Annotated in this window: 31 protein-coding genes and 1 pseudogene; 21 read left to right on the top strand and 11 right to left on the bottom strand. The window is 69.6% G+C overall.

From position 1 onward, the window contains the following. The first annotated feature begins 11 nt into the window (after positions 1-11). The 15 genes from ABZY11_RS07290 (at position 12) to ABZY11_RS07220 (ending at position 9,081) form a co-directional block, all read left to right on the top strand. On the top strand, positions 12-785 hold the full coding sequence (locus ABZY11_RS07290; protein WP_356478176.1) for a hypothetical protein: 774 nt from the start codon (positions 12-14) through the stop codon (positions 783-785). Between the two features lie 122 nt (positions 786-907). Then, entirely contained in the window at positions 908-1,765 is an 858-nt protein-coding gene (locus ABZY11_RS07285) for a DUF4097 family beta strand repeat-containing protein (protein WP_356478175.1), read from the top strand. Positions 1,766-1,884: 119 nt separating this feature from the next. Beyond that, positions 1,885-2,130, top strand: coding sequence for a hypothetical protein (locus ABZY11_RS07280; protein WP_356478174.1), 246 nt, complete (start codon positions 1,885-1,887; stop codon positions 2,128-2,130). A gap of 156 nt (positions 2,131-2,286) precedes the next feature. Beyond that, on the top strand, positions 2,287-2,571 hold the full coding sequence (locus ABZY11_RS07275) for a hypothetical protein (RefSeq protein WP_356478173.1): 285 nt from the start codon (positions 2,287-2,289) through the stop codon (positions 2,569-2,571). Positions 2,572-2,660: 89 nt separating this feature from the next. Next, positions 2,661-3,347, top strand: a complete 687-nt coding sequence (locus tag ABZY11_RS07270) for a GGDEF domain-containing protein (protein ID WP_356478172.1) — start codon at positions 2,661-2,663, stop codon at positions 3,345-3,347. After that, entirely contained in the window at positions 3,344-3,787 is a 444-nt protein-coding gene (locus tag ABZY11_RS07265; protein ID WP_356478171.1) for a hypothetical protein, read from the top strand. Before ABZY11_RS07270 ends, ABZY11_RS07265 begins: the two co-directional genes overlap by 4 nt. Continuing rightward, complete coding sequence (locus tag ABZY11_RS07260) at positions 3,784-4,062, top strand: hypothetical protein (RefSeq protein ID WP_356478170.1); 279 nt, start codon at positions 3,784-3,786, stop codon at positions 4,060-4,062. The genes ABZY11_RS07265 and ABZY11_RS07260 overlap by 4 nt, the downstream gene beginning before the upstream one ends. Positions 4,063-4,084: 22 nt before the next feature. Next, a complete protein-coding gene (locus ABZY11_RS07255; protein WP_356478169.1) occupies positions 4,085-4,306 on the top strand; it encodes a hypothetical protein in 222 nt (73 codons plus the stop codon). Continuing rightward, entirely contained in the window at positions 4,303-4,989 is a 687-nt protein-coding gene (locus tag ABZY11_RS07250; protein WP_356478168.1) for a hypothetical protein, read from the top strand. Before ABZY11_RS07255 ends, ABZY11_RS07250 begins: the two co-directional genes overlap by 4 nt. Next, positions 4,986-5,117, top strand: coding sequence for a hypothetical protein (locus ABZY11_RS07245; protein WP_356478167.1), 132 nt, complete (start codon positions 4,986-4,988; stop codon positions 5,115-5,117). The genes ABZY11_RS07250 and ABZY11_RS07245 overlap by 4 nt, the downstream gene beginning before the upstream one ends. 249 nt (positions 5,118-5,366) lie before the next feature. Next, positions 5,367-6,629, top strand: a complete 1,263-nt coding sequence (locus ABZY11_RS07240; RefSeq protein ID WP_356478166.1) for a ParA family protein — start codon at positions 5,367-5,369, stop codon at positions 6,627-6,629. Between the two features lie 71 nt (positions 6,630-6,700). Beyond that, positions 6,701-7,573 (top strand): ParB/RepB/Spo0J family partition protein, encoded by an 873-nt coding sequence (locus tag ABZY11_RS07235; protein ID WP_356478165.1) that lies wholly within the window; start codon positions 6,701-6,703, stop codon positions 7,571-7,573. 268 nt (positions 7,574-7,841) lie between these two features. After that, the gene (locus ABZY11_RS07230) at positions 7,842-8,159 is read left to right on the top strand and encodes a hypothetical protein (RefSeq protein ID WP_356478164.1); all 318 of its coding nucleotides are present in this window, start codon (positions 7,842-7,844) and stop codon (positions 8,157-8,159) included. Continuing rightward, positions 8,159-8,776, top strand: coding sequence for a hypothetical protein (locus ABZY11_RS07225; protein WP_356478163.1), 618 nt, complete (start codon positions 8,159-8,161; stop codon positions 8,774-8,776). The genes ABZY11_RS07230 and ABZY11_RS07225 overlap by 1 nt, the downstream gene beginning before the upstream one ends. Further along, positions 8,773-9,081, top strand: coding sequence for a hypothetical protein (locus ABZY11_RS07220; RefSeq protein ID WP_356478162.1), 309 nt, complete (start codon positions 8,773-8,775; stop codon positions 9,079-9,081). The genes ABZY11_RS07225 and ABZY11_RS07220 overlap by 4 nt, the downstream gene beginning before the upstream one ends. Here the strand turns inward: ABZY11_RS07220 and ABZY11_RS07215 are convergent. Together ABZY11_RS07215 and ABZY11_RS07210 are read right to left on the bottom strand one after the other, a co-directional pair. Beyond that, positions 9,073-9,288 carry a DUF6207 family protein gene (locus ABZY11_RS07215; RefSeq protein ID WP_356478161.1) on the bottom strand — a complete coding sequence of 72 codons (216 nt, stop codon included), beginning with the start codon at positions 9,286-9,288 and terminating at the stop codon, positions 9,073-9,075. The two genes, ABZY11_RS07220 and ABZY11_RS07215, sit on opposite strands and share 9 nt — an antisense overlap. Before the next feature lie 170 nt (positions 9,289-9,458). Then, positions 9,459-9,692, bottom strand: coding sequence for a hypothetical protein (locus ABZY11_RS07210; RefSeq protein ID WP_356478160.1), 234 nt, complete (start codon positions 9,690-9,692; stop codon positions 9,459-9,461). Between ABZY11_RS07210 and ABZY11_RS07205 the strand changes: the two are divergent. Beyond that, positions 9,676-9,768: pseudogene (locus ABZY11_RS07205) on the top strand (hypothetical protein); the annotation flags it as partial. The gene ABZY11_RS07210 and the pseudogene ABZY11_RS07205 overlap by 17 nt on opposite strands. Before the next feature lie 23 nt (positions 9,769-9,791). Here the strand turns inward: ABZY11_RS07205 and ABZY11_RS07200 are convergent. Beyond that, positions 9,792-10,094 carry a hypothetical protein gene (locus ABZY11_RS07200; protein WP_356478159.1) on the bottom strand — a complete coding sequence of 101 codons (303 nt, stop codon included), beginning with the start codon at positions 10,092-10,094 and terminating at the stop codon, positions 9,792-9,794. A gap of 366 nt (positions 10,095-10,460) precedes the next feature. Between ABZY11_RS07200 and mobF the strand changes: the two genes are divergently transcribed. After that, positions 10,461-12,359 carry a MobF family relaxase gene (mobF, locus tag ABZY11_RS07195; RefSeq protein ID WP_356478158.1) on the top strand — a complete coding sequence of 633 codons (1,899 nt, stop codon included), beginning with the start codon at positions 10,461-10,463 and terminating at the stop codon, positions 12,357-12,359. Between the two features lie 1,008 nt (positions 12,360-13,367). On the opposite strand, the gene ABZY11_RS07190 is transcribed toward mobF, so the two are convergent. Continuing rightward, entirely contained in the window at positions 13,368-14,018 is a 651-nt protein-coding gene (locus ABZY11_RS07190; protein ID WP_356478157.1) for a DUF3223 domain-containing protein, read from the bottom strand. A gap of 205 nt (positions 14,019-14,223) precedes the next feature. On the opposite strand from ABZY11_RS07190, the gene ABZY11_RS07185 reads away from it, so the two are divergent. After that, positions 14,224-15,816 carry a replication-relaxation family protein gene (locus ABZY11_RS07185; protein WP_356478156.1) on the top strand — a complete coding sequence of 531 codons (1,593 nt, stop codon included), beginning with the start codon at positions 14,224-14,226 and terminating at the stop codon, positions 15,814-15,816. A gap of 138 nt (positions 15,817-15,954) precedes the next feature. Next, the gene (locus tag ABZY11_RS07180; protein ID WP_356478155.1) at positions 15,955-16,632 is read left to right on the top strand and encodes a DUF402 domain-containing protein; all 678 of its coding nucleotides are present in this window, start codon (positions 15,955-15,957) and stop codon (positions 16,630-16,632) included. Between the two features lie 272 nt (positions 16,633-16,904). On the opposite strand, the gene ABZY11_RS07175 is transcribed toward ABZY11_RS07180, so the two are convergent. Next, on the bottom strand, positions 16,905-18,527 hold the full coding sequence (locus ABZY11_RS07175; RefSeq protein ID WP_356478154.1) for a hypothetical protein: 1,623 nt from the start codon (positions 18,525-18,527) through the stop codon (positions 16,905-16,907). A gap of 257 nt (positions 18,528-18,784) precedes the next feature. On the opposite strand from ABZY11_RS07175, the gene ABZY11_RS07170 reads away from it, so the two are divergent. Then, positions 18,785-19,102, top strand: coding sequence for a hypothetical protein (locus tag ABZY11_RS07170; RefSeq protein ID WP_356478153.1), 318 nt, complete (start codon positions 18,785-18,787; stop codon positions 19,100-19,102). A gap of 128 nt (positions 19,103-19,230) precedes the next feature. Here the strand turns inward: ABZY11_RS07170 and ABZY11_RS07165 are convergent, their stop codons facing one another. The 3 genes from ABZY11_RS07165 to ABZY11_RS07155 all read right to left on the bottom strand — a co-directional run bounded on the left by ABZY11_RS07165 (position 19,231) and on the right by ABZY11_RS07155 (position 20,667). Further along, positions 19,231-19,731 (bottom strand): hypothetical protein, encoded by a 501-nt coding sequence (locus tag ABZY11_RS07165; RefSeq protein WP_356478152.1) that lies wholly within the window; start codon positions 19,729-19,731, stop codon positions 19,231-19,233. Positions 19,732-19,857: 126 nt separating this feature from the next. Beyond that, positions 19,858-20,376: a DUF6233 domain-containing protein gene (locus ABZY11_RS07160; protein ID WP_356478217.1), complete on the bottom strand. Its 519-nt coding sequence runs from the start codon at positions 20,374-20,376 to the stop codon at positions 19,858-19,860. 72 nt (positions 20,377-20,448) lie between these two features. Next, positions 20,449-20,667: a hypothetical protein gene (locus ABZY11_RS07155; RefSeq protein ID WP_356478151.1), complete on the bottom strand. Its 219-nt coding sequence runs from the start codon at positions 20,665-20,667 to the stop codon at positions 20,449-20,451. Positions 20,668-20,785: 118 nt separating this feature from the next. Here ABZY11_RS07155 and ABZY11_RS07150 point away from each other — a divergent pair, with 118 nt between their 5' ends. Further along, complete coding sequence (locus ABZY11_RS07150) at positions 20,786-21,082, top strand: hypothetical protein (RefSeq protein ID WP_356478150.1); 297 nt, start codon at positions 20,786-20,788, stop codon at positions 21,080-21,082. A 148-nt stretch (positions 21,083-21,230) separates the two neighbouring features. Here the strand turns inward: ABZY11_RS07150 and ABZY11_RS07145 are convergent, their stop codons facing one another. From ABZY11_RS07145 to ABZY11_RS07135, 3 genes are read right to left on the bottom strand one after another with little or no spacing between them, the layout of a single operon-like run. Then, a complete protein-coding gene (locus ABZY11_RS07145) occupies positions 21,231-21,836 on the bottom strand; it encodes a hypothetical protein (protein WP_356478149.1) in 606 nt (201 codons plus the stop codon). Continuing rightward, a complete protein-coding gene (locus tag ABZY11_RS07140; protein WP_356478148.1) occupies positions 21,833-23,080 on the bottom strand; it encodes a hypothetical protein in 1,248 nt (415 codons plus the stop codon). The genes ABZY11_RS07145 and ABZY11_RS07140 overlap by 4 nt, the downstream gene beginning before the upstream one ends. 3 nt (positions 23,081-23,083) lie before the next feature. Beyond that, positions 23,084-23,827, bottom strand: a complete 744-nt coding sequence (locus tag ABZY11_RS07135) for an ATP-binding cassette domain-containing protein (RefSeq protein ID WP_356478147.1) — start codon at positions 23,825-23,827, stop codon at positions 23,084-23,086. Between the last annotated feature and the right edge of the window lie 157 nt (positions 23,828-23,984).

Raw genomic sequence — 23,984 nt, 5'->3', positions numbered from 1 at the left:
CGGAGGCCCGCATGGCCCGCAAGCCCGTCACCTGGTACATCGCCACCCCCGCCGACGGCATCATCGGGATGTCCCGCGAGGCCGGAACCCCGGTGAACCTCTCCGTCAACGTCGGCAAGGTCATCGAGCACCCCAACCCCTGCCGCAACAAGTGGTACGACGAGAGCCGCTTCTCCTACTTCCGCATGGTCAAGCGGGTCGGCGAGGCGCTGGAGGACACCGGTATCTGGCCCGTCACCTGGCCGGTGCGGCTGTGGGTCGTGGAGCCGCTCGGTGAGACCGGCAACTGGAGCCAGCGCTACTACCCCTACCGGCTGCTCTCCCACCAGATCCGCGTCCTCGAGGAGACCGACGCCCACATCGCGCTCGGGCCCGCCGGCCGCGATGTCCTGAACGTCGTCCAGCAGGAGATCCCCGCGCGCGCCGTGCGCTGGGCCGCGGACTGGGACGCCGACCCCGAGGGCATGCGAGACCGGAAGTGGAACTGGGAGCAGTGCGGCGGCCCCACCTGCGGCAGCGGCCGATGGGCGGACTCCCTCGCCATGGCGGTCTCGCGCAACCGCCGCGAGTCGGCCGCCCAGACCTGGATCGAGCACCTCGCGCGCAACGCCGTCGACCAGGCGCTCGCCGACACCGACGCCAGCATGATGGCCCGCTGCTACGCCTACGGCCGCGCCACCGGCTGCGCGGTCGCCGCCCAGCACCAGGCCCGCTTCGAGCCGTACGTCCTGGACGCGCTGCGCGGCGTCGGCCTCGACACCCCCGCCCCGGCCGTAGCCGCCTGATCTGCACGAACAGAAAAGGCATCCTTGAAAGATGCCAAACAATTGAAACGCATCCTTAGAGGATGCATTATTGATGGTGCGGGGGCCGCCCGCCCCTGCACTCTCCGACCAAGGAGCCTGCCTTGACCACCTCCCAGACCTTCACCGCCACCGCCGCTGGCGCTGTGTGGACCGACGTCATCAGCCACGTCGGCACGGTCAACGTCACCATCGACCCGACCCTCAAGCACGCGGTCATCACGGTGAGCACGGGCGACGACGACGGCCCCCTCGCCGACGCGGTGCGCGGTGCCACGAAGCAGGAGAGCACCTACCAGAGCCTCAACTGCCTCACCGTCCGCGTCCCCAAGGTCAAGGGCAACACCATGACGATGGGCAACTCCACGTTCAGCTTCAACGGCGGCAACATGGTCGTCGGGCAGAACTTCGGCGTCGTCACTGGCTCCGTGACCGGCATGACCATCAGCGACGGCGACGTCATCATCGGCGGCCGCAAGGTCGTCTCGAACGGCCGCGTCGTCGCGGAGCAGGGCACCGTCGTCTCCGGCGGCGGGATGGGCACCATCACCGCCGACGTGAAGCTGCCCAGTGACCAGTCCTCGGTCCGGCTGGAGACCACCAGCGCCGACATCACCGTCCACGGCGACCTCCAGGTCCTGGACCTCCACTCGGTCTCCGGCGACATCCAGGCCCGCGGCGTGCACACCCTGCGTGGCAACACCACCAGCGGCGACTTCGAGGTGGACCGGGTCGACGCCCGCGTCGACGTCAACTCCGTCTCCGGCGACATCGAGATCGGCGCGTACAACGGCACCGAGTTCCGCGCCAACACCGTCTCCGGCGACGTCCGCGTCAGCGCGACCCCGGCCGCCACCGGCTCGATCGACGCCACCACGGTCTCCGGCGACGTCACCACGCGCGGCACGGGCCACCTGCGCGAGCGCGTGGGCACCGTCTCCGGCAACCACCGCCGCCGGTGACCTCGCCCCGGGGTGGCCGCCACAGTCGCCAAACTTCACCGGCCACCCCGGGCCTCCCAACCCGCTCCAACAGGAGCAGGGGGCAGACACATCGTCCCTCAACTCCCCAGGAGCCCGACATGACCCCGCGCCCCGACGACCAGGCCCGCACCGAGCTGCGCGACCTGGTCGCCAAGGCCAGCCAGCGCCGCGACGACGGCCACGAGCGCATCGAAACCGAGTTCTGGCAGGAGATCGACAGCCTGCAGAAGCGGTACCACGGCGCGCAGCAGGACATCGCCGACGCCCTGAACGTCAAGCGCAACCAAGTCTTGAGGCAGACCAAGCGCTACCGGTCCGCCGACCAACCCGCCACCAACGACTGAACCTCCGGGAGCCGTTCCGGCCCCGCACTGCCGGGCCGGGACGGCCTCACCGTCTGCGCCCCACGGCGACATGACGGGCTTCCCCGCCGCCCTGACCCCCAAGGCAGGACGGCGCGGTGGCCCCTCACACACCAGGCACGGAAGGAGATGGGCGTCATGCCGAACCACAGGTTCTTCGAGGTAGACGTCCCGATACACAACGCGGCCAACCCGGACCTGCGGGGGCTGCACGTCTTCACCGGCGAGGCGGACTCCCCCACCACGGCCCTGCGCCGTGCCCACGAGGTGTACGACGCAGCGCTCGCCGCGCACACGGCCGGACTCGAGATCCCCGGCAAACAGCCGGACAGCTGGGGAGCGCGCGGGCTCCGGCCCGGCTGGCAGATGGAGTGGCCCGCCGCGAAGGCCGGCCCCTGGCACAACCCCGTCAGCACGCAGTAGCTCCGCCCCGGGACAGCCGCCCTGCTTGACCGGCCGACGACTGCCCCGGGCCCATCCATCCCGTACGAGACCAGACGGAGAACCCAAGTATGTCCTCCCTCCTGCGCCTTCAGGCCCGGATCGGGCAGCGCACCCTCTTACTGACGACCGCCGCTCTCCCCTTGACCGGCTGGACCGTCCACGCCCTGACGCTCCACCGGCGCCTGGCCGACGCCCGCAAGGACCAGCTCTCGGGCCTGCCCAAGAGGCCCGAGCTCCTCGCGCACAGCGAGCGGCACCTGCGCACCCGGCACCGCGACGCCCTGCACGTCCTGATGCTGGACGGAGTCGGCTTCAAGGCCGTCAACGACACCTACGGGCACGCAGCCGGTGACGCTGTCATCCAGACCATCGGCCGACGCCTCGCCCGCTGGAGCGCGAGCCGCCAGGCGCTCGCGGCCCGGCTGGGCGGCGACGAATTCGCCGTCTCCGTCGTGCTCCCGCCGGCGACCGCGCTCACCGAGATCGCCGGACTGCGCGAGCAGCTGCAACAGCCCCTCCAGCACGAGCAGCACACGCTGCGCCTGGACGTCTCCATCGGCATCGCCCGCGCCGCCGACCTGCCCGGCGAGAGCAGCAGCCGGATCCTGCGCGGCGCGGACGCCGCCATGTACAAGGTCAAGGAAGGGCGGGAGGCGTTCCCGTACTTCGCGACGCGGGCCGACGCCCACGTGGAAACCGTCAACGGGCGGCGCGTCGGCCGCCGTGGGACGCACCTTCTGGCGCGTGCCGCGTGAGCGCCGCCGAACTCGAGGGCGGCGACTGGATCCGCGGCATCACCATCCGCCAGCCCTGGGCGACCTGCATCCTCGCCGGGAAGCGCACGGAGAACAGGCCGGCCAACTGGCCCTGGCGCGGCTGGGTCCTCCTGCACGCAGGGAAGGCGAAGCCGGAGCCCGCCGTGCTGCGCGACCCGCTGGTGGCCACCGCCATCCGCGGCCGCGAGCTCCACCGCGGCGCGGTCATCGGCATCGCCCGGCTTGCCGACTGCCACCTGGACCAGGGGCCCGAGCGCTGTCCCAGCCCCTGGGCGCAGCGCGACGTTCACCACCTGGTCCTCGCAGATGTCCACGAACTGCCGCTGCCCGTCCCCGCCACGGGCGCGCTCCCGGCTTGGAAGCCAACACAGGGCCTCGTGGACCAAGTCCTCCAGCAGCTGCCCCATCTGCGGCCATGACCCGCAAGAGCAGCAAGAAGCCGCTGTGGGGGCCGGGCCTCATCCCGGTCCCCGGCGGCTTGCTGGACTGGCGCGACAACCAGCACTTCGACCGCTGGCAGGACCGCCCCTGCGCGCTGTGTGAGCAGCCCACGCCGATGCGCTCCCACTACGGGGAGCCCGCCCACAAGGCGTGCGCCGAACGTTGGATCGCCGCGAACCCCACCGAGGCCCGCCTCGGCCGGTTCGCCTCCGATGTCCAGCCCAAGCGCCGGCGCGACGACGACCACGCCTGACTCCCTCCGCATGGAGGCTCCCGTGAACAGCACCCCGCACCACGACGTCGACCACGCCCTGGCCTACCCCGAACCGCCGGCCTCGCCGCTCTGGCACCGCCACATCGGCGCGACGGCCCGGCCCCTCACCCCCGCGCAGCAGAAACGCAACGCCGAGCTCCTGATGCTCGCGCAGCGCACCCCCCGCCCCCGCATCCCGGCCGGGCGGGCCCACCTCACCCCTGAGCAGGAGTCCACCCGATGAAGCGACCTTCCTTCCGCCGCTGCGGCAACGCCGATGCCCTCTCCCCCGAGGACCAGGCCGTTGTCGACCAGTTCCGCGCGATGCTCACCGCGCTGCGCAACCCGACGCCCTGGACACCCGGCCACTCCCAGGACATCGCCGTGCGCATCGGCCCGTTCATCGAACGCGCCCATACCCGGCCCGGCGACGACCACGGCCCCGACACGATCGCCGTCGCCCTGGTCCACCCCGACACCCCGCACGCCGCCGCCTACCTCCACGGCCGCCAGCTCGGCTACACCAACCGCGGCTGGCTGCGCTGCGAGACCACCGCGATCCTCGGCACCTGGCAGCCCGGATACGCGTTGCTCACCCACGCCGCAGCCGGCCTGCCCCTGCCCGACGACATCGGCATGGAGCTCGCCCACTACGCCCTCTACATCGAGGCACGCAAACGCGACGACAGCCTCGACGGCTACACCCTGCTGCGCCTCGGCCCGTACACCCAGACCCGCCACGCTCAGCAGGACCACGACCGGATCACTGCCGCGCTGGACGGGCGGGAGACCACCCTCGTGCCCGGCTACCGCGTCGGCGTGCGGTACGCGCCGTTCGACGTCGGCGACCACCAGCTGTTCGCCGACCCGTACGAGGCCGACGCCGTGGCGCACCTGGCCGCCGCCGTCGAAGGGGTGAGTGCGTGACCGCCCCGGCCCTGTACGAGATCGAGACCAGCGAGGGCGACGACGGCACCTTGCACCCCGTCGAACAGCTCTGGACCCCCTGCGCCGACGATGCCGCCGTCGGCACTCCTGCGACCTGGGCACCCTGACGCCCGTTCCACCCGAAGCCCTGCCTCCGGCCCGTGCCGGAGGCAGGGCTTTTTCCGTTTCTGGACTCGGAGCCGTCAACTCCGCACCGTCTGGCGTTCGATGGACCAAGCGCCCAGCCGCGCGAAGCCACGGCCTGGGTGGCTTGCACGGGTGATAACTCAGTAATCACGCCCTCCAGGCTCCGCAATCGACATGCCTGTGTGAGGTCGGTTCCAAGGACCGCCCCATGGAGTTAGTAAGCTCGCCTCATGGTCACTCAGAATCCCTCCGGAGACAGGGAGAAGGTTGTCTCCAAGCTGCCGCTGTGGCTGCGTCGTGATCTGAAGGTCCGCGCCGCTCAGGCCGGCGTGGACATTCAAGACGCGGTATCCCAAGGCATTGAGGCGTGGCGGGCTTCCCACGAGAAGCTGCCTTCCGTTGACACTGCCGGCGGGGTCGCCTGGTCCAGTTGGCTTCCGCTGGGCCAGTGGTCAGAGCTGAAGGCGGCGTGCGCGGACCGAAAGATCCCTCTCGTACAGGGACTTGCTCAGTCCATCGAGCTCTGGCTCCATGAGCACTCTGCGCCCGCCCCGACGCCCTACGTCCGGCGTCTCGTGCTGTGCAACCAGAAGGGCGGCGTCGGTAAGACTGCTGTCGCCGCAGGGATCGCTGGTGCCTGTGCTGAAGACTCAGCGCTCCAAGTTCCAGTCGCAGCGGAAGCAGTTGCCATGCAGGCCGACGACAAGGTCGCAGACAGCGATCTCCCCGGCGAAGCCGAGGAGCTTCTGCAGAAAGACGAGATTCATCCGGGCCTGGGACTGCGCGTTCTGCTCGTGGACTACGACCCCCAGGGGCACCTGACCAAGCAGCTCGGAGTGCCGGCCATCGGCATCGACGAACCGAGCTTGGCCAAGTACATGGCTGGCACCGTACGGACCGGATCGGTCCGGGACCTCATCGTCAAGGTGGAAGACGACCGCTTCGCCGGACGACTGGACATCCTCCCCGCCTGCGCCGATGCGTTCCTCCTCGACATAATGATTTCCACGGACCGCAACCGTCAGGCCACCCTTGAGCGCGCCCTGGAGCCTCTGGAAGCCGACTACGACGTCATCGTCATTGACTGCCCGCCCAGTCTTGGGGTCGGCATGGACGCAGCGATCTACTACGGACGCCGTCGCGACGACGAGGCTCCCGGCAATTCGGGAGTCCTCATCCCCGTACAGGCTGAGGACTCCTCCGCCGATGCCTTCAACCTGCTGATGGAACAGATCGAATCCGGGCAGGAGGACTGGCGAATCCAGGTCGACCACCTAGGCCTCGTCGTCAACCTCTACGACGCACGCGACGGATACGTCATCACGTCCTCACTCGAAGCGTGGAAAGGCCTCAAAGAGCCGCAGGTCGTCGGCGTCCTAGGGCGTCTCAAGGATCAGCGTGAGGCAGTCAGGAACAAGCGAGCTCTCGTGTCCTACGCGCCTACCTCGCAGCAGGCCAAGGTCATTCGTCGCATCGCCAGGGAGATCGTGTGAACAGCCGCTCAAGCGCAGCAGACCGGGTCGGCGCCCCCGCATTCGGCGCCCCACGCAGCAGCCGAGGGCGAATGATCGCCACTGTCGCTGGCGACCCGATGCCGCCACTGGAAGCCTCGATCGTCCCCACAGCGGATGTCAGTTTCAACCCCGACAACCCACGCGAAGCACTCGGTGACGTCAGCGACCTCGCAGAGAGCTTCAGCGAGGTTGGCCAGATCGTCGCCATCACTATCGCGACCGTGGACGCCTACCTGGCAAGCCGCCCCGACCGGCAGACCGACCTCGATGCCGGGGCGAAGTACGTCGTTATCGATGGCAACCGACGGCTGAAGGCCGCACGTGAAATCGACCTTCCCACCATAAAGGTCATGCTTGGCGACGAGTTCGCCAGCACGGACGAGAGTCTGCTCGAAGCCGCGTTCATCGCCAACGCCAAGCGCAAGGACCTGAGCGAACTCGAAGAAGCGCAGGCCCTCCAACGACTCGTGAAGTTCTACGGGTCCCAGCACCAGGCCGCGAAGCGTCTCAGTATGAGCCAGCCCCTGATCAGCCAGAAGCTGTCTCTACTCACCCTCACGCCGGAACTTCAGGCAGATCTGGAAGCTGGCCGACGTAACGTCTCCCATCTCCGGAACATGGCCAAGGTGCCCCCGGAGCAGCAGCAGCACGAAGCAGACCGTCGCGCGCAAGCTGACGCTGAGAAGAAGCGGCGGCGCTCCTCCAAGCTGCCAGCCCCGGCAACGGCAGGTGATAACTCAGTTATCACCCCGCAGCCCGGCCCGACGACTGATAACTCAGTTATCACCCCGGAAGCATCGACCCCTGCGCGAGCTGCTTCCTCGCCCCTTCCCTGGACGAACCCTCAGGCTCTAGACCGGATCTTGCGGGACCGAATGACAACAGAAGATCGACTCACCCTGGCCAACCTCCTGACTCAGTGATCACAACACCCAGGGGAGCGCTCGACTCACATGCTGAACTCCGATCTGACGGAAACCCGAAGGCGGAGTGATCTCCGGGGTTGATGACGAAGGCCGGCCCCAGACCCCCGGGGCCGGCCTTCCGCATTCCCGAAGCCGTCAGGGCCCGGTGAGGATGTCGTGGGTGCCGATGCGGCGCCAGATGACGTGCGGGGCGGCGGGTAGCGCAGACCCGCGTGGCACCGAGAGGGAGGATGGGCAGGACACTGGCGGCAGGGGAGGGGCGCGGATGGACGCGGAGCTGTATGAGGTGCGGGCTGCCGGCAGGGCGGTCTATGTCGACTTCAGTGCGGCGCATTCCTCGCGGATGCCGGTGGCCTGCAGTGTGTGTGATGCCCGTACCGGGCTGACTCTGGCTGCGCGTGGCGAGGACGCGTGGATCACCTGCCCGGCCGGGCACACGACGCGGGACTGGCGCCTGACAGGTGAGGCCGTCTCCGAAGTCGCCGCGACGGCCGCCGAAGCCGGTGTCGACGAGGTGCCGGCCGATGCCGAGATCTGGGTCCGGGTCCGGGCCACGACGGGAAGCCACGAGGACATCGCCTGATGGAGAGCTTCTTCGCACGGGTGGGGCGGGTCTGGCCGGCGGGCCGCCGGGATCTGCACTGGCACATCCTGCCGACCTCGGCCGAGGCCGGGGCGATTGCCGCGCCGTACAAAGGACTTGCTGCCCCGCGGGGGCTGGCGAGCGTGCCGGTGGACGGGATGCACTGCACGCTCATGCACGCCGTCGGACTGGGCGTCGACGACGTCGACATGGACGCGCTCCTCAAGGAGATCGGGGACTACGCGCGGACGGTGGAGCCGTTCGCGTTGACGTTCGACCGTCCGGCCGTGGGCGCGGTCGCCGTGGAGATCAGCGGATGGCCGGGGCGTGTGTTCACCGAGATCGTGGACGCCGTCACCCAGGCGACGGCCCGCAGCACCGACGCCGCGTTCAAGGCGTCACCGAGCCGCTACCCCCACATGTCTCTCGCCTACACCTCGGACGGTGCCGAGGACGTCGACGCGGTCACCCTCAAGGCGGGGCTGGCGGACATCGAGCAGCCGCTGTCCGGGGCGGTGCTCGCGGACCGGATCCATCTTGTCGAGCAGTGGCACGACGGCAGACACATCATGTGGGAGCCGGTCGCCACAGTGCCTCTCGCGGGGGTGACGGTATGACCGACGACGGTTTCCCCGGGTTCCGCCCGATGCACGGTGATGCGGTCCAGGTCACCACCGGCACCGCCGCGGTGACCGTCACCGGGAGCATTACGTCCCAGGGCGTCCTGCGCGACGGCCGCGGCTTCGTGGAGCTCACCCTGCCCGACGGCGACCCGCAGCAGCGGCGTGACCTGGAGCGGGCCCAGTCCTACCAGTACAAGCTGTACCGCGACGAGGTGCTGCTCTACTCGTCTCCGAGCCTGACGCTCAGTGAGACCCGCCGGACGAAGGATGGGACGCTGGTAGTGGCCGGATCACCCTGACCACCCGTCACCGGGGCGCCGGATGTCGGCGTACACGCGCGCCCGCACCCCCGGCAGGCCGGGTTTGCTGCGTACGGGAGTGATGCCGGAGGTGGCCCACCGCTGTTCCAGCGCGGCCATTACGGCGCGGGCGGTTTCCTCGTCGGCGGCAGTGATGTCGAGGACCACAAGGCCGGGCTCGGTGATGTGCTGGGCGTCGATCTTCATGCCGCCTGCGACGCGGCGATCGCCCGGCCGGGTTCGCTGGCGACGCGCACGTCATCCGTACGAGCGACGTGAGGCCCTGTCCGGCGCGGCGGCGGTTGACGGACACCACCTGCCCTGCGCCCGGTGGCGGGAGGGGCGCCGTCGCAGACATTGGCCGGGATCGCCCGGGGTCAGGGGACGTCGCCGGCCCAGTCCCACCGGCCGGGCTCGCCGAGGCGGGCTTCGTATTCGGCGCGGCCGCCGGCCCCGAACGTGCCGTCATTCGTGATCAGCATGGCCCCGGTGGCCCGTTCCGCAGGTGTCCAGGAGGTGACGTCGACGAGCTGGCCGTCCAGGGCGCCGCCGACGAGCTCGACGTTACTTGTGGCCGGGCTGCTCGTAGGGGTGGTCGGCCTGTCCAGCACCAGTTCCGTCGCCCACCAGCTCGGCCGCCTCGAAGACCGCGGACTGATCAGCCGCACCAGCCACCGCTGGCGCTCCTGCCGCCTGAGCACCTGACCCGTTCACGGGCTGGTGAGGATGTCGTGGGCGCCGATGCGGCGCCAGATGATGTGTGCGCCGCGTTTCCGTTCCGGCCCGTACGACCAGGTGGCACGCCCTGCAGGTCCGGTGCCCATGGACCACGTGAGCTCGTAGATGCCGGGTGCCCGCTGGACGCGCTTGACGCGGAGGCCGGCACGGAATCGTCCTCCGGTGCGCAGGTCCTCGACGAAGGCCGCCACAGTCTGGCGGAAGCGCCGTCGCTGTTCTGGGGTGAGGCGGTTCAAGTCGGTGGTGAAGCGGGGCAGGGCCTCATAAGTCGGCACGTCGGTCCTCCAGGCAGCACGAAGCCCCCGGGGTTGCCGGGGGCGGTGGGTGTCTCTCTCGGGTTGAAGGGAGTCGGTGACGTGGTGCTGGGTGGTGCGTCTTTGGCCGTTCGGTGGGGGAGAGATACGTAGGTATGCGCTTGTTTGGCGATGGAGTCGTCTGCTGCTGGCGGTTGTTGGGGTGTGTGAGACGCGTGTGACTGAGGGCCGCGCAGCATTTGCATGGCCCCAGACGCTGTTCGCCAGGCGGGCGCGATGCTGCCGCAGACGCCCGCCCGGCGGGATCGGCCATGAAGTTCTGGTGAACCCTCCCGTCGCACGGGATCGGGTCTTCTCTGCAGGTCAGAGCCGGTGTTCGCTGCCGGGATGATCAGTGTCGCGAAGGTTCAGAAGCGAAACGCCTGGCGTTACTACGTACGCGGAATCGCCTTCGGGGACGGGCGCCGTCCGGTCCGTCAGCCGATGAAGGACGCCCAGGAGAAGGCAGGGCTCCCGCCCGGGGTGTGGATGGGGCGCGGCCTGCCCGCGCTCGGGCTCACCGCTGGACAGACAGTGAGTGAGCGGCAGATGGAGCTGGTCTTCGGGATGCTCCGGCACCCGGACGCCGACCGCATGGAGCGCGAACTCCTGGACGACGGCGCCGACCCGGAGACGGCGCGGCCAGCCACTGTCCTCGGGCAGCCGATCGAAGAGATCGAGAAACGCAAGCAGACCCCGCTGCTCGCCCTCGACCTTGTCCTCCGGCCGCAGGCATCCCTGAACGTGCTGTGGGCGCTGGGAGACGACCACACGCGCCGGGTCATCGAGCGGGCACACGAGCGGGCCATCGCGACCGTGCTGCGCTATCTGGAGGATGAGGTAGCGGAGACCCGGTGGTCGTCCGGTCGCAAGCGCGCCAAGGCACCGGCCCTGGTGGTCGCGAAGTGGAGGCACTTCGACAACAGAGACGGATTTCCCCTACTGCATGACCACTGTCTGATCGCCAACCGGGTACAGCGCCCGGACGGCTCCTGGTACGCGCTCGACACTCGCCGTCTCCTTCAGCATGTCGTCGCGGCCGGGACGCTCTATACCCTCAGGATGACGACCGAGGTGTGCGAGGAGCTCGGGCTGGCGACCGTGCCGCGCGAGGTGACGCCGGGCCTGCGCCCTGTCATGGAGATAGCCGGCATGGACCAGGACCTCATCGACTGGTCGGCCACCCGCCGGAAGCAGATCGACGCGGTCCTGGAAGGCATCACCGACAAGTACGTCAAGAAGCACAAGCGCCTGCCCGACGAACGCGCCCGCCACGGACTCGGGTGGTGGGCGGCGCAGGACACCCGCCAGGAGAAGAAGACCCCCAAGCTGCTGGAGCAGCTGCGCGCGGGGTGGCGCACCTCCGCGGTCCTGCGCTTCGGCAAGGCGATGGTCGACGGACTGCTGGAGCGGTGCCGGGCGGCCGGTGCGGTGATCCAGGCCCGGGTGGGCCCGCTGGTGGACACCGCGCTCGCCGCCGTCGACGTCGCCGCGGTCGCCTTCACCGTGCGCCGTGTCTTCGCCCGCCGCCACGTCCTGGCCGAAGCTCGCCGGCACCTCATGGAGACCCTGCGCGGCCGCGCCTTCCCGCCCGGCCTGGACGACTACATCGCCGACGCGGCCCTGTCCCGGCACTCCCGTCAGCTCACCGTGCCCCAGAAGGGCCGCCGGGCCCCGGCCCCCGACCAGCTCACCTACACCGCCGACTTCGCCTGGCCGCACCGGTGGTGGATCGCCGGGACCGATGGCAAGCCGCCGCGGGAGTCGAGCAGGTACGAACGGGCCCGGGTCGCCAGCCTCGCCCTGCAGAACGCGATCCGTGACGCCCGCATCCTTCCCACCGCACGGAACGAAGCGCCGGCCGCGACCGCGTCGGCCACCGCGCACACCAGCGACCACGACCACAACCACGACCAGGCGGCGGCCGCGCCGCACGTCGTCGACCACCCGGACCGGGACACTGCGCTCACTCCGGCGCAGCGGGCTGCCGCTGTTCAAGTCCATCAGCAGGCCGCGATGCCCGAGGAGTACCTGGAGGGCCGCACGACCGATCCCGCGACGTGGCTGCACACACCGAAGAACCTCGCCCGGCTGGCCGCCTTCACCCAGGCCGCCGAAGCCCGCAGCCGCATCGTCGCGGACGGACCGCAGCCGAAGCAGCCGGCCAAGGATGCGGCCGATCCCGCCCGCCAGCAGCACCACACCGCACAGCCCGATCAGAGCAAGGGAGCGGGCCGGGACCACTGACGGATGCCAACCGGCCAGCGCGTGGCCGATCTGCGACTTCACCCACGAGCCGTTGCCGAAGCCGCCGCCCGTCCGGCGCCGCTCCCGCTCACGGCAGTACCCCGGTGGCCGGCCGAACCTGTGGCGCACCGCGCGGGGCCGCCGCCGGGGATGAGCCAGCACGGTGGACTTCACCGTGTTCCCGGTGGGGCCGGACGGGAGTGGAGTCCACTCGGAGAGTGGAGACCACGGAGGTGCGCATCGGGTGGACTCCACTCCGGTGCTCAACATCCGGTGGGGGAGTGCAGGACATCCCGGCATCCGGCGCGCGGCGCGGTTCATCGCGCACATCGGTGCTGTGACGGTGCGGTTCATCAGGCGCACCGGACGATGCGCACGGGAGTGGCCGCCACTCCCGCCCGCTCCACCCGGTGCGCGTACAGAGGGTGACCGCGCATCGGATGCGGTGCACTCGATGCACCCCCCTTGACCAGGTGTGCCGCCGGATTCCACCCAGCCCATTGAGTGGAAAGCAACCCTTGTCCAGCCATGAGTTTCCGCGAAATCTTCGACGTTTTCCCTTGACCGCGTCCGCTACCCCTTCGGAGGCGGCACGCACCGAGCCCCCGATGCACGGTGGCGGAGGGGAGATCTCTCCCTCACAGCGCACCGCGCACCGTCACTGTGTGTAGAGCCGGTGCGTGGCGCGGACGATGCTGTGCACCCCCGCATCGCGGTGCGTTCCACAGGGTGGAGTGCACGACACCGTCCGCACCGAGTGGGGAGTGGAGGCCATCGTGTTGCGCACCGGGTGCGGGTGGAGTCCACTCGGTGCGTTCCACCGGGTGGGGAAGTGCGTTACATCGTGCGTAACTCAACGCACCGGTCCGCCCCCGCGCGCCGCTGCCCCGGACATCCGGTGCGCGTGGCGCGCGTCGCCCGCCGGACGTCGGCCTCCCGCTCGGCTCGGGCCCGGCCGCCCCGTTCCGGGCGCTGGCTCGGTGCATCGATGCGGTGGGGGACAGGGCGCTACACGCGCGGGCGGCGGAGGTTCTCCTTGGCCGACAGCAGGCCGAGAGCGGCGTGCTCCTGGTGGTGGGCGTGCCAGCGCTCCGCCAGGGTCCGGTCGGTGAACAGGGCCAGTCCCCGCGCCGTCTCAGAGGTCAGGTCGACGGCGTCGAAGCCGCCGGCGGCCTGGACGAACTCCATCGCGATGTCGTGGAAGCGCGGGCCGCGGAAGTAGGAGACGTGCGTGTCGTCGGGAGCCAGAGGCTGGCCGCTCTCGTCGGACACGAGCGTGTGGGACGCCTTGCGGGACTCGTAGTAGGTGTTGACCTGCGGCTGGATCTCGGTGCGCATCGCGGCCAGCACGCGCTGGCGGTGCGTGGGTGCGTCCAGGCACTTCTGGTACGAGAAGGCGACCTTGCGGCCGTCAACCAGGACCGCCTCCGGGCCCTTGTGGTGACCGCGCGGGGTGGGGATGATCCGGAAACGGTCGACCCCCGGGCCGACCTTGTCCGCCGCGTCGGGGTGCATGTCCAGCAGGTCCCGCAGCAGCAGGTCGTCGTCCTCCTGGTCGACGACCTGCCCGAGGCCGTAGCGACCCAGGATCGCCTGTACCGCCTCCTGGCGGGCCTTCTTCGTCGTGTAGCGGCGCAAGCCGATCCAGACCTCGGGCACCTTCAGCTCCTCTGCCAGGCGGTGATGGGAGCGCTCACGCTAGAGCAGATCGCCTGGTCCGGGAGGGGCTTCGCCCTTGCTGTCAGCCCGCCGGGGGACAGGGAGCCGGTCGTGATGCCGCTCACGGACAAATCGGGAGGACAAGGGGCGGTCAAGGGGCGTAACGGGCATAGGTAGCGGGCGGCGGTCAGACCGCGGTCAAGGGGTGGCTTCGCACGGTGGCCCCGGCCCGCGTGCACATCGGCGTGCGGGCCGGACGCTCACCGTCCCGGCCGGCAGACCGGAGAAATGCGAGGACACCGTGCCCGCCGACTTCACGCCCGACCCCGCCCACGAGCGGCGCGAAAACCCTGAACCGACCTCCGTGGACGACGTCGACCAGGTCCCGCCGGCCCCCTCCACGGGCCCCTCCATTGCCCCCTCCACGGCCTCTTCGCCCGCCAGGCGCGTATCCGCAGGTCAGCCCCGCCAGAACAGGGCTCCCGGCACGTTCGACAACCCTTCTAAGTCTTCGAAGCAGACATGGAAGCCAACCCACACCAGGAAGAAGGAAGCGCTGAAGGCTCTCGGGATCTTCCAGAGAGCTACTGCTGAACACCTGTGGCGCATGCTGCGGCCCGGAGACCGGCACGACCGGTGCACGAGGGACACCCTCAACGCGCTCAAGGAGGACGGCAAAGTCCGAGTGGAGACGCGACTGGAGTCGAACCAACAACTGTGGGTGCTCACCGAGCGAGGACGCAAGGAAGCCAAGCAGCTGCTGCCGGGGAACGTACGGGTCTCCGCACTGCGCAAGCTCGAATACGACGACGACGGTGAGCCGGTCACCGGCGAGGGCTTCGACGAACACGCAGCCGCCGTCACGATGACCGCCGCAGTCCTCACCGGGGCCGGCTTCGGCACACCGCTGTCCTGGCAGACCGAGATCGGCCACAAGCTCCCCTACGGCTACACCCAGTACGCCGACCTCACGATGCGCGCCCCGGACGCCGGCGTGCCCGCAATGCTCCTGGAGGTCGACCGCGTGAACGAGCCCGTCGACGTCCTGGTGGACAAGGTGCGCCGCTACACCGAGTGGTTCGAGCTCCTGGCACCGAAGGCCGACAAGGTCAAGGCGCAGGCGGCCCACCACCACGGTGCGGCGGTGCACGACTTCCGGCTGTGGTCGCGGATCTACCAGGCGACCGGCCGGGAGGGCTACGTGCCGGTGGCGTTCGTGTTCACGGGCAAGACGAAGGCACAGCGGGCCAGCAGGATGAGGCGACTGGAGCAGGCCGCCCGTTCCTACTTCGCCGGCACCAAGTACGCGGGCGGTGGCATCACGGCCGTCGACTACCACCAGGCGGTGCCCGTGGTCGTCACCGAGCTGGAGCGGATCACCGCCGACCCGGCCGGGGCCGCCGGAAAGGTGTGGCGGCGGCTCGGCAGGGATGAGTGGCAGACACTGGGCGAGGCCCTGGACAACCCCGATGGCGACCGCCTGTACGCGGTGCAGTGGGAGCAGGCTCGGCGACGGAAGGCTGAGCGGGAGGCCGCCGAGCGGGAGGCGCGCCGTCCGGTGTGCACCAACTGTGGGGCGAAGTTCACCGACGAACGCTGGCAGTACCTGCTCGGCCGGGGAAGGTCCTGGGGCGACCGTACCGACGAGCTGTGCGGGCCGTGCCAGGACGAGCACTTCGCCTACCTCGAAGCCGAACAGGATGCCCGCCGCCGGAGGGAGGAGGCCGCTGCCCGCGCGGCGGCCGAGCCCCCGGAGACCAGGAGCCGCGGCGTGTTCGGGATCCGGCGGCGCCGGTAGCGGCGGGCGGCGGGCAAGCCCAAGGGGAGCCTGGGCAAGCCGCCCTCGGACGGCGGCTTGCCCACCGTCCCCAAGGCGCGCTGAGGTGGTGGCGATCCCGGCCGGATGCCCCTGTCGGGACCGGTGAGGGAGGGCGCGATGCAACGCTTCGAGACGGGCCAGACGGGCGTACGGCGCGACGTGCACCGCTCCGGCCGGGTGTGGGGCGAGCACGCGCTGCGCGTCGTCGCCGACACGAGCGAGGCCCTGGTGGCCGCCTGCGCGCCGGGAGCCGAGACCCGCTGGCCAGCCATGTACGTCAGGGCCCGCGCCGACGGCGACCGGTCGGTGCGCACGGAGGCGTTCGACGCGATGGCGACCGGCACGTGGGAGCTCACGGACGCGGTGTGGCAGGAGACCGAGCTGCTGCTGTGGGAGCCGCCGGCCGCGTGGTTCAGCGTCAACGCCTTCTACACGAGCGCCGGGCTGCGCGACTGGTACGTGAACTTCGAGCACCCCACGCGGCGTACGACGGCAGGGTTCGACACCTTCGACCTCGCCGTGGACCTGGTCGTCGCCCCCCCCGACCTGTCCCGCTGGAAGTGGAAGGACGAAGACGAGTACGCGCACGTGCGGCGGCTCGGCATCGTGACCGACACCGAGCACCAGGCCGTGGACGCCGCCCGAGACGAGGTGCTGGCGATGCTCACCGAGCGCACCGGGGTCTTCGCGAACGGGGAGCGGTGGGCGGCCTGGCGCTGGGAGCCGGTGTGGCCTACGCCGCGCCTGCCCCGGCCCCGAGCGGCTGCGAACAGGGTTGCACCGGAGGGAGGCTGAACCGTTGTCTGGACGGTTGCATGCGGCGGGGGACCGAAGGTGTTGCCGGAGGTGGGAGCCGGTCAAATCGGACACCGTCTGTTGTTCCTGGTCAGCGCGGGTGGGCAAGCCTCCCCGCGACGAGGACACCTCTTTCCCACGCGAGAGCCGTGGGAAAGAGGGCCTCTCCACCGCTGGGGCCGGCGCCGGACCCGCTGCTGCCTGCGGCCCGCGTCATGGGTGGCGGCCTGCCTGGATTGCTGAACGAGCCTGGCCGCACCGCTCAGCGCGCGTTATGCGGGCGGCACGCTCATCCGGTCGAGGAAGTCGCCGAAGGTCTCATCGAAATCCCTCTTCGACGCCAGAGCTTCGGCCACAGCATGCCAGCGGTCGGGGTCGGTCCCGCACAGGCGCATCAGAGCGTCGGCCACCACGGGATGCTCGTAGTAGCTGAGTACGGTGGGGGCAGTCAGTTGACGGACCAGGGTGTCGGTGCGGTGCCGAGATCTGAGGATCGCGTACTCGATCTGGTGGTTGTACACGCCGTGGTCGCCCTTGACGGCGTCGAGCCACGTCTGCATGACGGCTTCGGGGTCCGCACAGGAGTCGAGCTCTTCGTCGGTGAGGACGCGAGGCACTTCAGGCTGGGTGGGGCTGGCCTTGTGCCGAGCGGCCGCTTCCTTGAGCCAGGCCGGAACCTCATCGTCATAGGTCGTCAGCCATCGCACCTCGACCGGGTTGAGCTGGTCGAGCACATCGAGCACCAGGCGTCGGTCGAGATTCGGGTTGCCCGCCAGCGCAGCGAGCGCACCGACCCTGCGGTCGCTGCTCAGGACGAGCTTCGGCGATGGAGGCTCACCCCCGTCGTACTGGGAAGGCCGTTCAACCGCGCTCGGTTCGGGAAGCGCGGCGACCAGCTCCCACATCTTCACCAGGTCCTTCGCACTGCCGCTGGTCCACGCCAGATCACGGGCCAGGGACGTCACCTCATACTCGGCAAGGCGCCGCAGATTCGTGGCGTGCAGCAGCCGGCCCCGCTTCACGCAGGAGGCGGCGACCTCCTCCAGCTGCGCCGAGGCCAGCTTCCGTAGTCGGGGATGGCGGACCACACTTCGGGCGATGTGGCGAAGCCGCTCTCGCTGGCTCTTGGCGGGCTTCGTGAGTTCCGCCCACTCCGGCAGAACAAGCGCCGGCGCACATGCGGCCAGGACATCATCGGTGAGCTTCTCGGTATCGACGCAGTCCAGGAGCGCGTGCTGGACCGTGAGGCCGTGCGTCGCATCGTTCAGGAGCTCGGGCCACTTCTCCGGGCACCGCTCCAGCACCATGGCCAGCGTTCCGTGAGACGGCCACGACGCCGACCTCTCAAAGAGGTCCGGCTCCGGCTCACTGCCTGAGGTGAAAGCCTTCAGTTCTGCTGTGACCAGCACCAGATGGCGCTGCAGGACCGCATCGAACAGCCACGGCGGGATCTCCGCCAGGCGGCCCGGATTGTCGTGGGTGGGGCGCTCTGCGGACAGCAGGACACCGAGCAGCATGTCCGAGGCGGCGGACCCGATGACTTCCGTCACCACATCCCGGTGAGCGTCGTTCTGGGCCAGCGCGGCGAGAAGCTCGCTGTTGACCTGGTGGTAGCGAAGGACTGCGGGAACATCCCGCCCGCCCACGAGCCCCTGCCGGATCAGCTCAGAGGTCCGGAAGCCGGCCGCCTGGATCAGCCGATCCCGCAGCTCCTGCTCCCTGACCCGGACGAGCAGAGACGGCAGAGCCTCCATGAACACATCTGCCTGCCATCCCTCCGCGAAGCCGTCCTTGGCCAGCAGACCGTCGACGACGGCCGGGAACGCTGCCCCCGGTAAATCGTCCCGCTGCGCCAGCCGTGCCCACATCCGGTAGTCATTACGGTTCACCGCCATGCGTACCCTCCCTGCCCCGAGCGCTGCCGAGTCAGAACGCTATGACGACCGTCATCTGCTGCGGGCCGTATTGGAAAAGCTCACGCCCGTTGATGGCCGTACCCAAAGCCCTGGTCAGCCGTGATCACTCGTGGCAGGCTCGTGTCCTTCCAGGCGAGGGGAGCATCCTGATGAAGGGTTTCGCTGAGACGGGGGGCGAGCTGTGCCCGGACTGCAAGGCCGGTCCCGGTCCTGAGAATGCCTGCGTCGGGGTGGGCATGCCGATTCAGATGTGGCACACGCCGGACTGCCCGCAGTGGACCATCATGCAGATCAACTTCGAGGCTGGCTCCCGCCGCATCAAGGAACAAGACGCCTGGGCCAAGGGTGTCTTCCCGGCCGCCCATGAACGACTGAAGCAGGCGGCGGCCGCGATGCCGCCGGACACGCCTGCTCAGCCGTTCATCGACGCGCTGACCGAGCTCGTCCAGGCGCAGGCCGACACCACCGGCTTCGTCGTCCTCCACAAGTGGGCGGAAATCCTGGAGCGGCACTTCCCGCCCCGACTGCCCGACCCTGACGATGTGGGCGAGTAGCCCGGCCCTTGGTGGCTGCCCCTCACCGCAGGGCGGACTGCATGCCCAGATCCCGGTTCGAGTGCGGGGCGCAAGTGGAGCGGAGCCCTGGCACCGTGCGCAGCGACCGGCGGCCCATGGCCCGCTTCCTACTTCACCGGGGCCGGATCGGGGCTCCTGTCGATCAGGGCCGCGACCGCGGCGGGCAGGGCCGGCAGGAGCGCGCACAGCAGCGTGATCAGGGCGGTGTGCCAGATCCACCACGAGACGGTCTGCGGGTGCACGGCGGGGATCATGCCCCAGTGAACGCCGTAGAAGACGATGCCGTACGCGGTCAGGGCAGGGGTGTCGATCACGAGGTGCCGATCCGTTCGGAACGGCAGAAAGCCCGACCAGACGACGACCACGCCCAAGAGAAGGACAGTCACCGGTACGGAGGCGCCGCGCATCCCCTGATCCCGCTCCAGCCAGTCGTGCAGCTGGGTGCCCGTAACACCCAGTGTGGCCAACAGGCCGAAAATGCCTAACACCGCGAGCGCGAAAGCGGCGTGAGGGTCGATGCGCTCCAGCAGTTTCATCCAGCGTTCGTCCCAGTCCAGCTTCTGCCCGGGCTCGTCGGTCTCCCCCAGCTCGGTGGCGACGTCGGTCATGGTCTGCTCCCCTCCAGGCGGGCACGGGCGGCCGCGCCCGAGCGGACCGTACGGGCAGCGGGAGGCAGGCGTCCGAGAAACCGGAGCGCATGATCCTTACGGGTGAGTAGAGGGTCGGACGCAGTGTCAGGAGTCGGAGATCTGATCGAAGCCACGCAACAGCGGTGTCAGTTCCTGAGCACACCCGCACAGCGTGCACAGCCGCGTTCCCGGGTTCTCCGCGACGTTCAACGCGCGCTCCGCATCGAGCAGCGGCGCGCCCTGCGGTGCCTCATCGCAGTCCGGCGCGTGCAGGACACCCCAGGCCGGGCCCCGGCCCTCACGCACCTTCGCCAGCACCCAGCCCGAAGGGCGGCGCTCCCCGAGGACCTCACGGACCACCGAGGTGGGCGCCGGTTCCAGGTGCTCGGTGGCGACCTGGTCGTAGTCGACGCCGTCGACCGGCCGTACATGGTCGGGCGCCCTCACCCACACCCGGTACTCCGCCGCCTCCACCCCGCCGTTCTCAAGACCCCGGTACGACGGCAGCCCCACGAGGTACACCCAGCCCGTCTCGGTCTGGCGCCGCCTCCACAGCCGTGCCACGACCTCCTGCTCCGGGTGCCCGAGCAGCGGGTCGGCGGGCAGCACGACCCGCACCGGCACCGGCCTGGCTGCGTCGTCGGAGGGTGTGGTCACGACCCCACGGTAAGCAGCGCCGCTGCCAGCTGACGGACGTCACCGCTCGGGCAGCTTGAGGCGAAGACGGTCCATCGCCTTCTTCACGTTCCCGAGCTGGTCGCCCAGCACCCGCATTCGCCAGTCCAGGCGCTCCATCCGGGCGGCGGCTGCCAGCGACGCGAACGTCTGCGCCATCTGTGCCGCGCCCGCGTCGCCCGCGATCGCCTTCTTGACGTACCGGGCGGCCATCGCCTCGTACTGCTTCGCGCGCTCCACCGCGGCTTTGTACTCGGGCGCGTCGTCTTCGGTCGCTCGGGAACCAGCGCAGCAGGGCCGCGACGCTGTCCCCGGAGCGGGTGGAGCTGCTGTCCGCGATCGGGATGCGGTGGTCGTGATGGGCGTCGTCGTCACCGCGGTCGTCGCGCTCGCGGCCAGCTATCTGCTCGGTCGGCTGCGTCCGTGGCGGCGCCTGGGTGACTGGGCGGCCGATCAGGTTCGCTTCACCGGGGCATGGGTGCGGGGCGGCGCCGGGCGGCAGGCCGTCGTCGTCCTGGCCCACGTCGTCACCGCGCCGCGCACCAGCAGGCGCGTGATGCGCGCCCCGGTCACCGAGACGCGGGCGCCGGCGCCCGTACGCGATCCGGACTGGGTCGCCCACCGCACCCACCACGACAAGGGAGGCACCGCGTGAGCACCGAGCAGCCGGGCGCCGACGCGTACTCGGGGGCGTGGTCAGCGCCCACGCCTGGATCTCCGAAAGCATCGTCCCGGGTAGTGGGCGTTAGCGGTGGTCATGCCGACCCGCCGGGTTCGGTCCAGGTACTCCGCGCAGCGGACGTTCAGGCGGATGTGCGTTGCGACGCATCGCGTGGTGTGAGGAGACTTGCTGCGGCGATACCGCTGGTGAGGAGGAATAGGGAAGTGCCGGCTGCGATGGCGGAGGATGCTTCGTGTAGGGGCCAGGTCCATGGGTAGGGACGGCCGCCGGGGCCGAGTCCGATGAGTGCGCAGAGCACCGGCACAAGAGCGACGGCCAGTGGGCCGTACAGGTGGCCGACGAAATATTGAACGATGAGGCCGGTGCCGAGGTATCCGACGAAGTTTCTTGCTGCGGCGAGGGCCATGGATGAGTCCGCGGCGTAGGCGGCGCCGACCCCGATAGCTGCGGCCAGCAGCGCGGTTGATGCCAACATGCCCGCTTGGTAGCTGGCCACGGGGCGGACCGCGGTGGTGTCGTAGACGCGGGGGACTCTGTTGAGGGCGTGCAGGGTAAGCGCCGCCGTGACAGCGGGGAGCACAAGGGCTACGGGGATTCCTGCGCTCATTCCGGCGAGCAGCGAGGGGATCGGTACAACGGAGCCGCCGAGGAGCGGCACCAAGAGCATGGTGGCGGTGAGGACGGTTGCTGCGAGGGGTGTGCTGTGTGCGCGGTGCCACCAGTTCACGATGCGGCTGCCTTGGTGTAGGAGGCGGGATCGAGGTCAGGCAGCACGGCGCAGTCGTGTACGGACCGCATGTTCCGTTCGTACCAGGTCTTTTGAGCCTGCGTGGGCAGGGCTCGGATCTGCTCGGCGAGAGTGATGGCTTCGTGGGGCCAGCGCTGGGCGAGGTCGTCCTTGGGGACGCCACCGGTGAGGGAAAGCCAGGCGTATATGGCGACCACGGCCTCGTCGCCGGGGTACGCGGCGCCTTGACGGAGGGCGCACGGGGGCGATTGGTCGGGCAGAGGGCTGGTCGCGATGTTCGAGGCGACGTTGGCCCGGTCGGGGCGGGGGTTCCCGAACTCGACTTGCCGGTCAGGGGCTACGCCGACGGCTGCCAGTTCATTGGTGGTTTCCTCGGCCCAGCGGGTGATCTCTTCACGCTGGGTGTTCTGTTCCGGCCACAGGCAGATCTGCGGATTCTGACCGGAGCACGTTCGCAGCGCGGCGTCGCGGGTCTGCGTGCCGCTGAAGTCGAGGGGGACGGCCAGGATGAGCGCCACGGCGGTGGCGGCGGTGAACGCGGTGAAAGACAGCAGCGGGCGCCAGAGGCGATGGTGCAGCGCTGAGCTGAGCACGATGGCCGTCACGATAGCCAGGGAGAACATGACGGTGGCTGCCATGCTGCGGACAGAGGGCTCCTGATCGAGGCCGCAGCACTCGGTGACACCCTGCCCGTTGAGGTGGCGTAGCCAGGGCAGACCGCCGATGGCAGCCGGCCAGAATCCCCATAGGTACCCGAAGAGCAGCATGGTGGTGGCGCCGAGGAGTTTCGGCATGCGGGCGCCGACGAACCAGCCCAGGGCGATGTGAGACAGGATCACGCTGTAGGAGACGGTGAGAATCGCCGGGTTCGGGAAGCCGGACGGGAGCGCCACGGAGGTCATGACGACCGCAAAGGGGGCGACGATCGCGATCAGACCGAGTACGGCGACTGGGCCCAGGTGCAGTGTTGCGATGCTGAGCATTCCGCGGGCCGGGGCGAGTGCGCGGATTCCGCCTTGTTTGATCCGGGCCGCTTCCCAGGCTGCTCCCGCCCCGCACGCGGCGCTGATGAAGCCGATGACAATGGTGGTCTGGGAACTGATCGACGGCCAGTAGGCGAGCGTGGAGTCGGTGTTCTGGGCGCTGAACCACACGAGAACCGGAACCAGAACCACAGCGGCCCATACGGCTGGGCCGGAACGCAGGAGTGTCGCGGTGCGCATAGCTCAGACCTCCCCACGGACCAGGCCGCGGTAGGCGCTTTCCGCACGCCGCTCGTACGGGGTATCGGCGGGGGCTGCGGCGAAGAATTCGGGCACCGATCCTCGGAAGACCGGCTGGCCGCGGTCGAAGACGACAACGGTGTCGTAGATGTCAGCGAGATCTTCGGTCTGGTGCGTGGAGACGACGAAGTGCACCGACCCGCTCAGTTCCGCGAGCAGGTCACGAAAGACACCCCGCTGGACGGGGTCGAGGCCGGCCGTCGGTTCGTCCAGGAGGACAACCTCGGCCTGGTGCACGAGTGTCTGCGCGATGCCCAAGCGGCGCAGTTGCCCCCCGGAAAGTTCGTGGCTTTTGCGCCCGCCCAGTTCTGTCAGGCGGACCCTTTCAAGCGCGTTGGCTGACCGGTCCCAAGCGTCGCGTTTCGACAAGCCTTTCAGCCAGCCCACGTAGGCGGCCTGTTCACGGACCGTCAGAGCGGGGATCGCCTTGACCTCCTGCGGCAGCCACCCCACCCGCTGCCGGTAAGCCCGGCGGTCCCGTCGCCGAACGCTGTCCGCACGTCCCAGCGTGACGCGCCCCGAGATGGGCGCGAGCGCCGATGCACCGAGCGAAAGCAGCGTCGACTTCCCGGCCCCGTTCGGGCCGAGCAGGACCGTGCACCCTTCCGGGAAATCCATCGTGAGGCAGTCGAGCACGGGGGTGTCGGCCCGGTAGGCGAACGAACAGTCCGTGAAACGCAGTGGCACGCAAACTCCAGGTGAGTGGTTGCTATCGAACCAGACGGTGTCGTGGGGGGGGGGGGGGGGGGGGGGGGGGGGCCGCGCCAAGACACTACAGCAACTCATCAACAAACCGAGGCAAGCACGAGGACAGAGTGAAGAAGATCGCGGCGCAGACCAGAGG

Origin of the sequence: Streptomyces sp. NPDC006510 (assembly GCF_040611955.1) — a bacterium.
Taxonomy (GTDB): Bacteria; Actinomycetota; Actinomycetes; order Streptomycetales; family Streptomycetaceae; genus Streptomyces.
The sequence above is the reverse complement of the archived record's forward strand: the minus strand, read 5'-3'. Positions and strand labels throughout refer to the sequence as shown.

Excerpts from the sequence above, each read along its gene's own strand:
- ABZY11_RS07290 (WP_356478176.1), top strand. The coding sequence starts at position 12 with ATGGCCCGCAAGCCCGTCACCTGGTACATCGCCACCCCCGCCGACGGC.
- ABZY11_RS07280 (WP_356478174.1), top strand. The coding sequence starts at position 1,885 with ATGACCCCGCGCCCCGACGACCAGGCCCGCACCGAGCTGCGCGACCTG.
- ABZY11_RS07275 (WP_356478173.1), top strand. The coding sequence starts at position 2,287 with ATGCCGAACCACAGGTTCTTCGAGGTAGACGTCCCGATACACAACGCG.
- ABZY11_RS07270 (WP_356478172.1), top strand. The coding sequence starts at position 2,661 with ATGTCCTCCCTCCTGCGCCTTCAGGCCCGGATCGGGCAGCGCACCCTC.
- ABZY11_RS07260 (WP_356478170.1), top strand. The coding sequence starts at position 3,784 with ATGACCCGCAAGAGCAGCAAGAAGCCGCTGTGGGGGCCGGGCCTCATC.
- ABZY11_RS07250 (WP_356478168.1), top strand. The coding sequence starts at position 4,303 with ATGAAGCGACCTTCCTTCCGCCGCTGCGGCAACGCCGATGCCCTCTCC.
- ABZY11_RS07240 (WP_356478166.1), top strand. The coding sequence starts at position 5,367 with ATGGTCACTCAGAATCCCTCCGGAGACAGGGAGAAGGTTGTCTCCAAG.
- ABZY11_RS07235 (WP_356478165.1), top strand. The coding sequence starts at position 6,701 with ATGATCGCCACTGTCGCTGGCGACCCGATGCCGCCACTGGAAGCCTCG.
- ABZY11_RS07230 (WP_356478164.1), top strand. The coding sequence starts at position 7,842 with ATGGACGCGGAGCTGTATGAGGTGCGGGCTGCCGGCAGGGCGGTCTAT.
- ABZY11_RS07225 (WP_356478163.1), top strand. The coding sequence starts at position 8,159 with ATGGAGAGCTTCTTCGCACGGGTGGGGCGGGTCTGGCCGGCGGGCCGC.
- ABZY11_RS07220 (WP_356478162.1), top strand. The coding sequence starts at position 8,773 with ATGACCGACGACGGTTTCCCCGGGTTCCGCCCGATGCACGGTGATGCG.
- ABZY11_RS07215 (WP_356478161.1), bottom strand. The coding sequence starts at position 9,288 with ATGAAGATCGACGCCCAGCACATCACCGAGCCCGGCCTTGTGGTCCTC.
- mobF (WP_356478158.1), top strand. The coding sequence starts at position 10,461 with ATGATCAGTGTCGCGAAGGTTCAGAAGCGAAACGCCTGGCGTTACTAC.
- ABZY11_RS07180 (WP_356478155.1), top strand. The coding sequence starts at position 15,955 with ATGCAACGCTTCGAGACGGGCCAGACGGGCGTACGGCGCGACGTGCAC.
- ABZY11_RS07175 (WP_356478154.1), bottom strand. The coding sequence starts at position 18,527 with ATGGCGGTGAACCGTAATGACTACCGGATGTGGGCACGGCTGGCGCAG.
- ABZY11_RS07170 (WP_356478153.1), top strand. The coding sequence starts at position 18,785 with ATGCCGATTCAGATGTGGCACACGCCGGACTGCCCGCAGTGGACCATC.
- ABZY11_RS07165 (WP_356478152.1), bottom strand. The coding sequence starts at position 19,731 with ATGACCGACGTCGCCACCGAGCTGGGGGAGACCGACGAGCCCGGGCAG.
- ABZY11_RS07150 (WP_356478150.1), top strand. The coding sequence starts at position 20,786 with ATGGGCGTCGTCGTCACCGCGGTCGTCGCGCTCGCGGCCAGCTATCTG.
- ABZY11_RS07140 (WP_356478148.1), bottom strand. The coding sequence starts at position 23,080 with ATGCGCACCGCGACACTCCTGCGTTCCGGCCCAGCCGTATGGGCCGCT.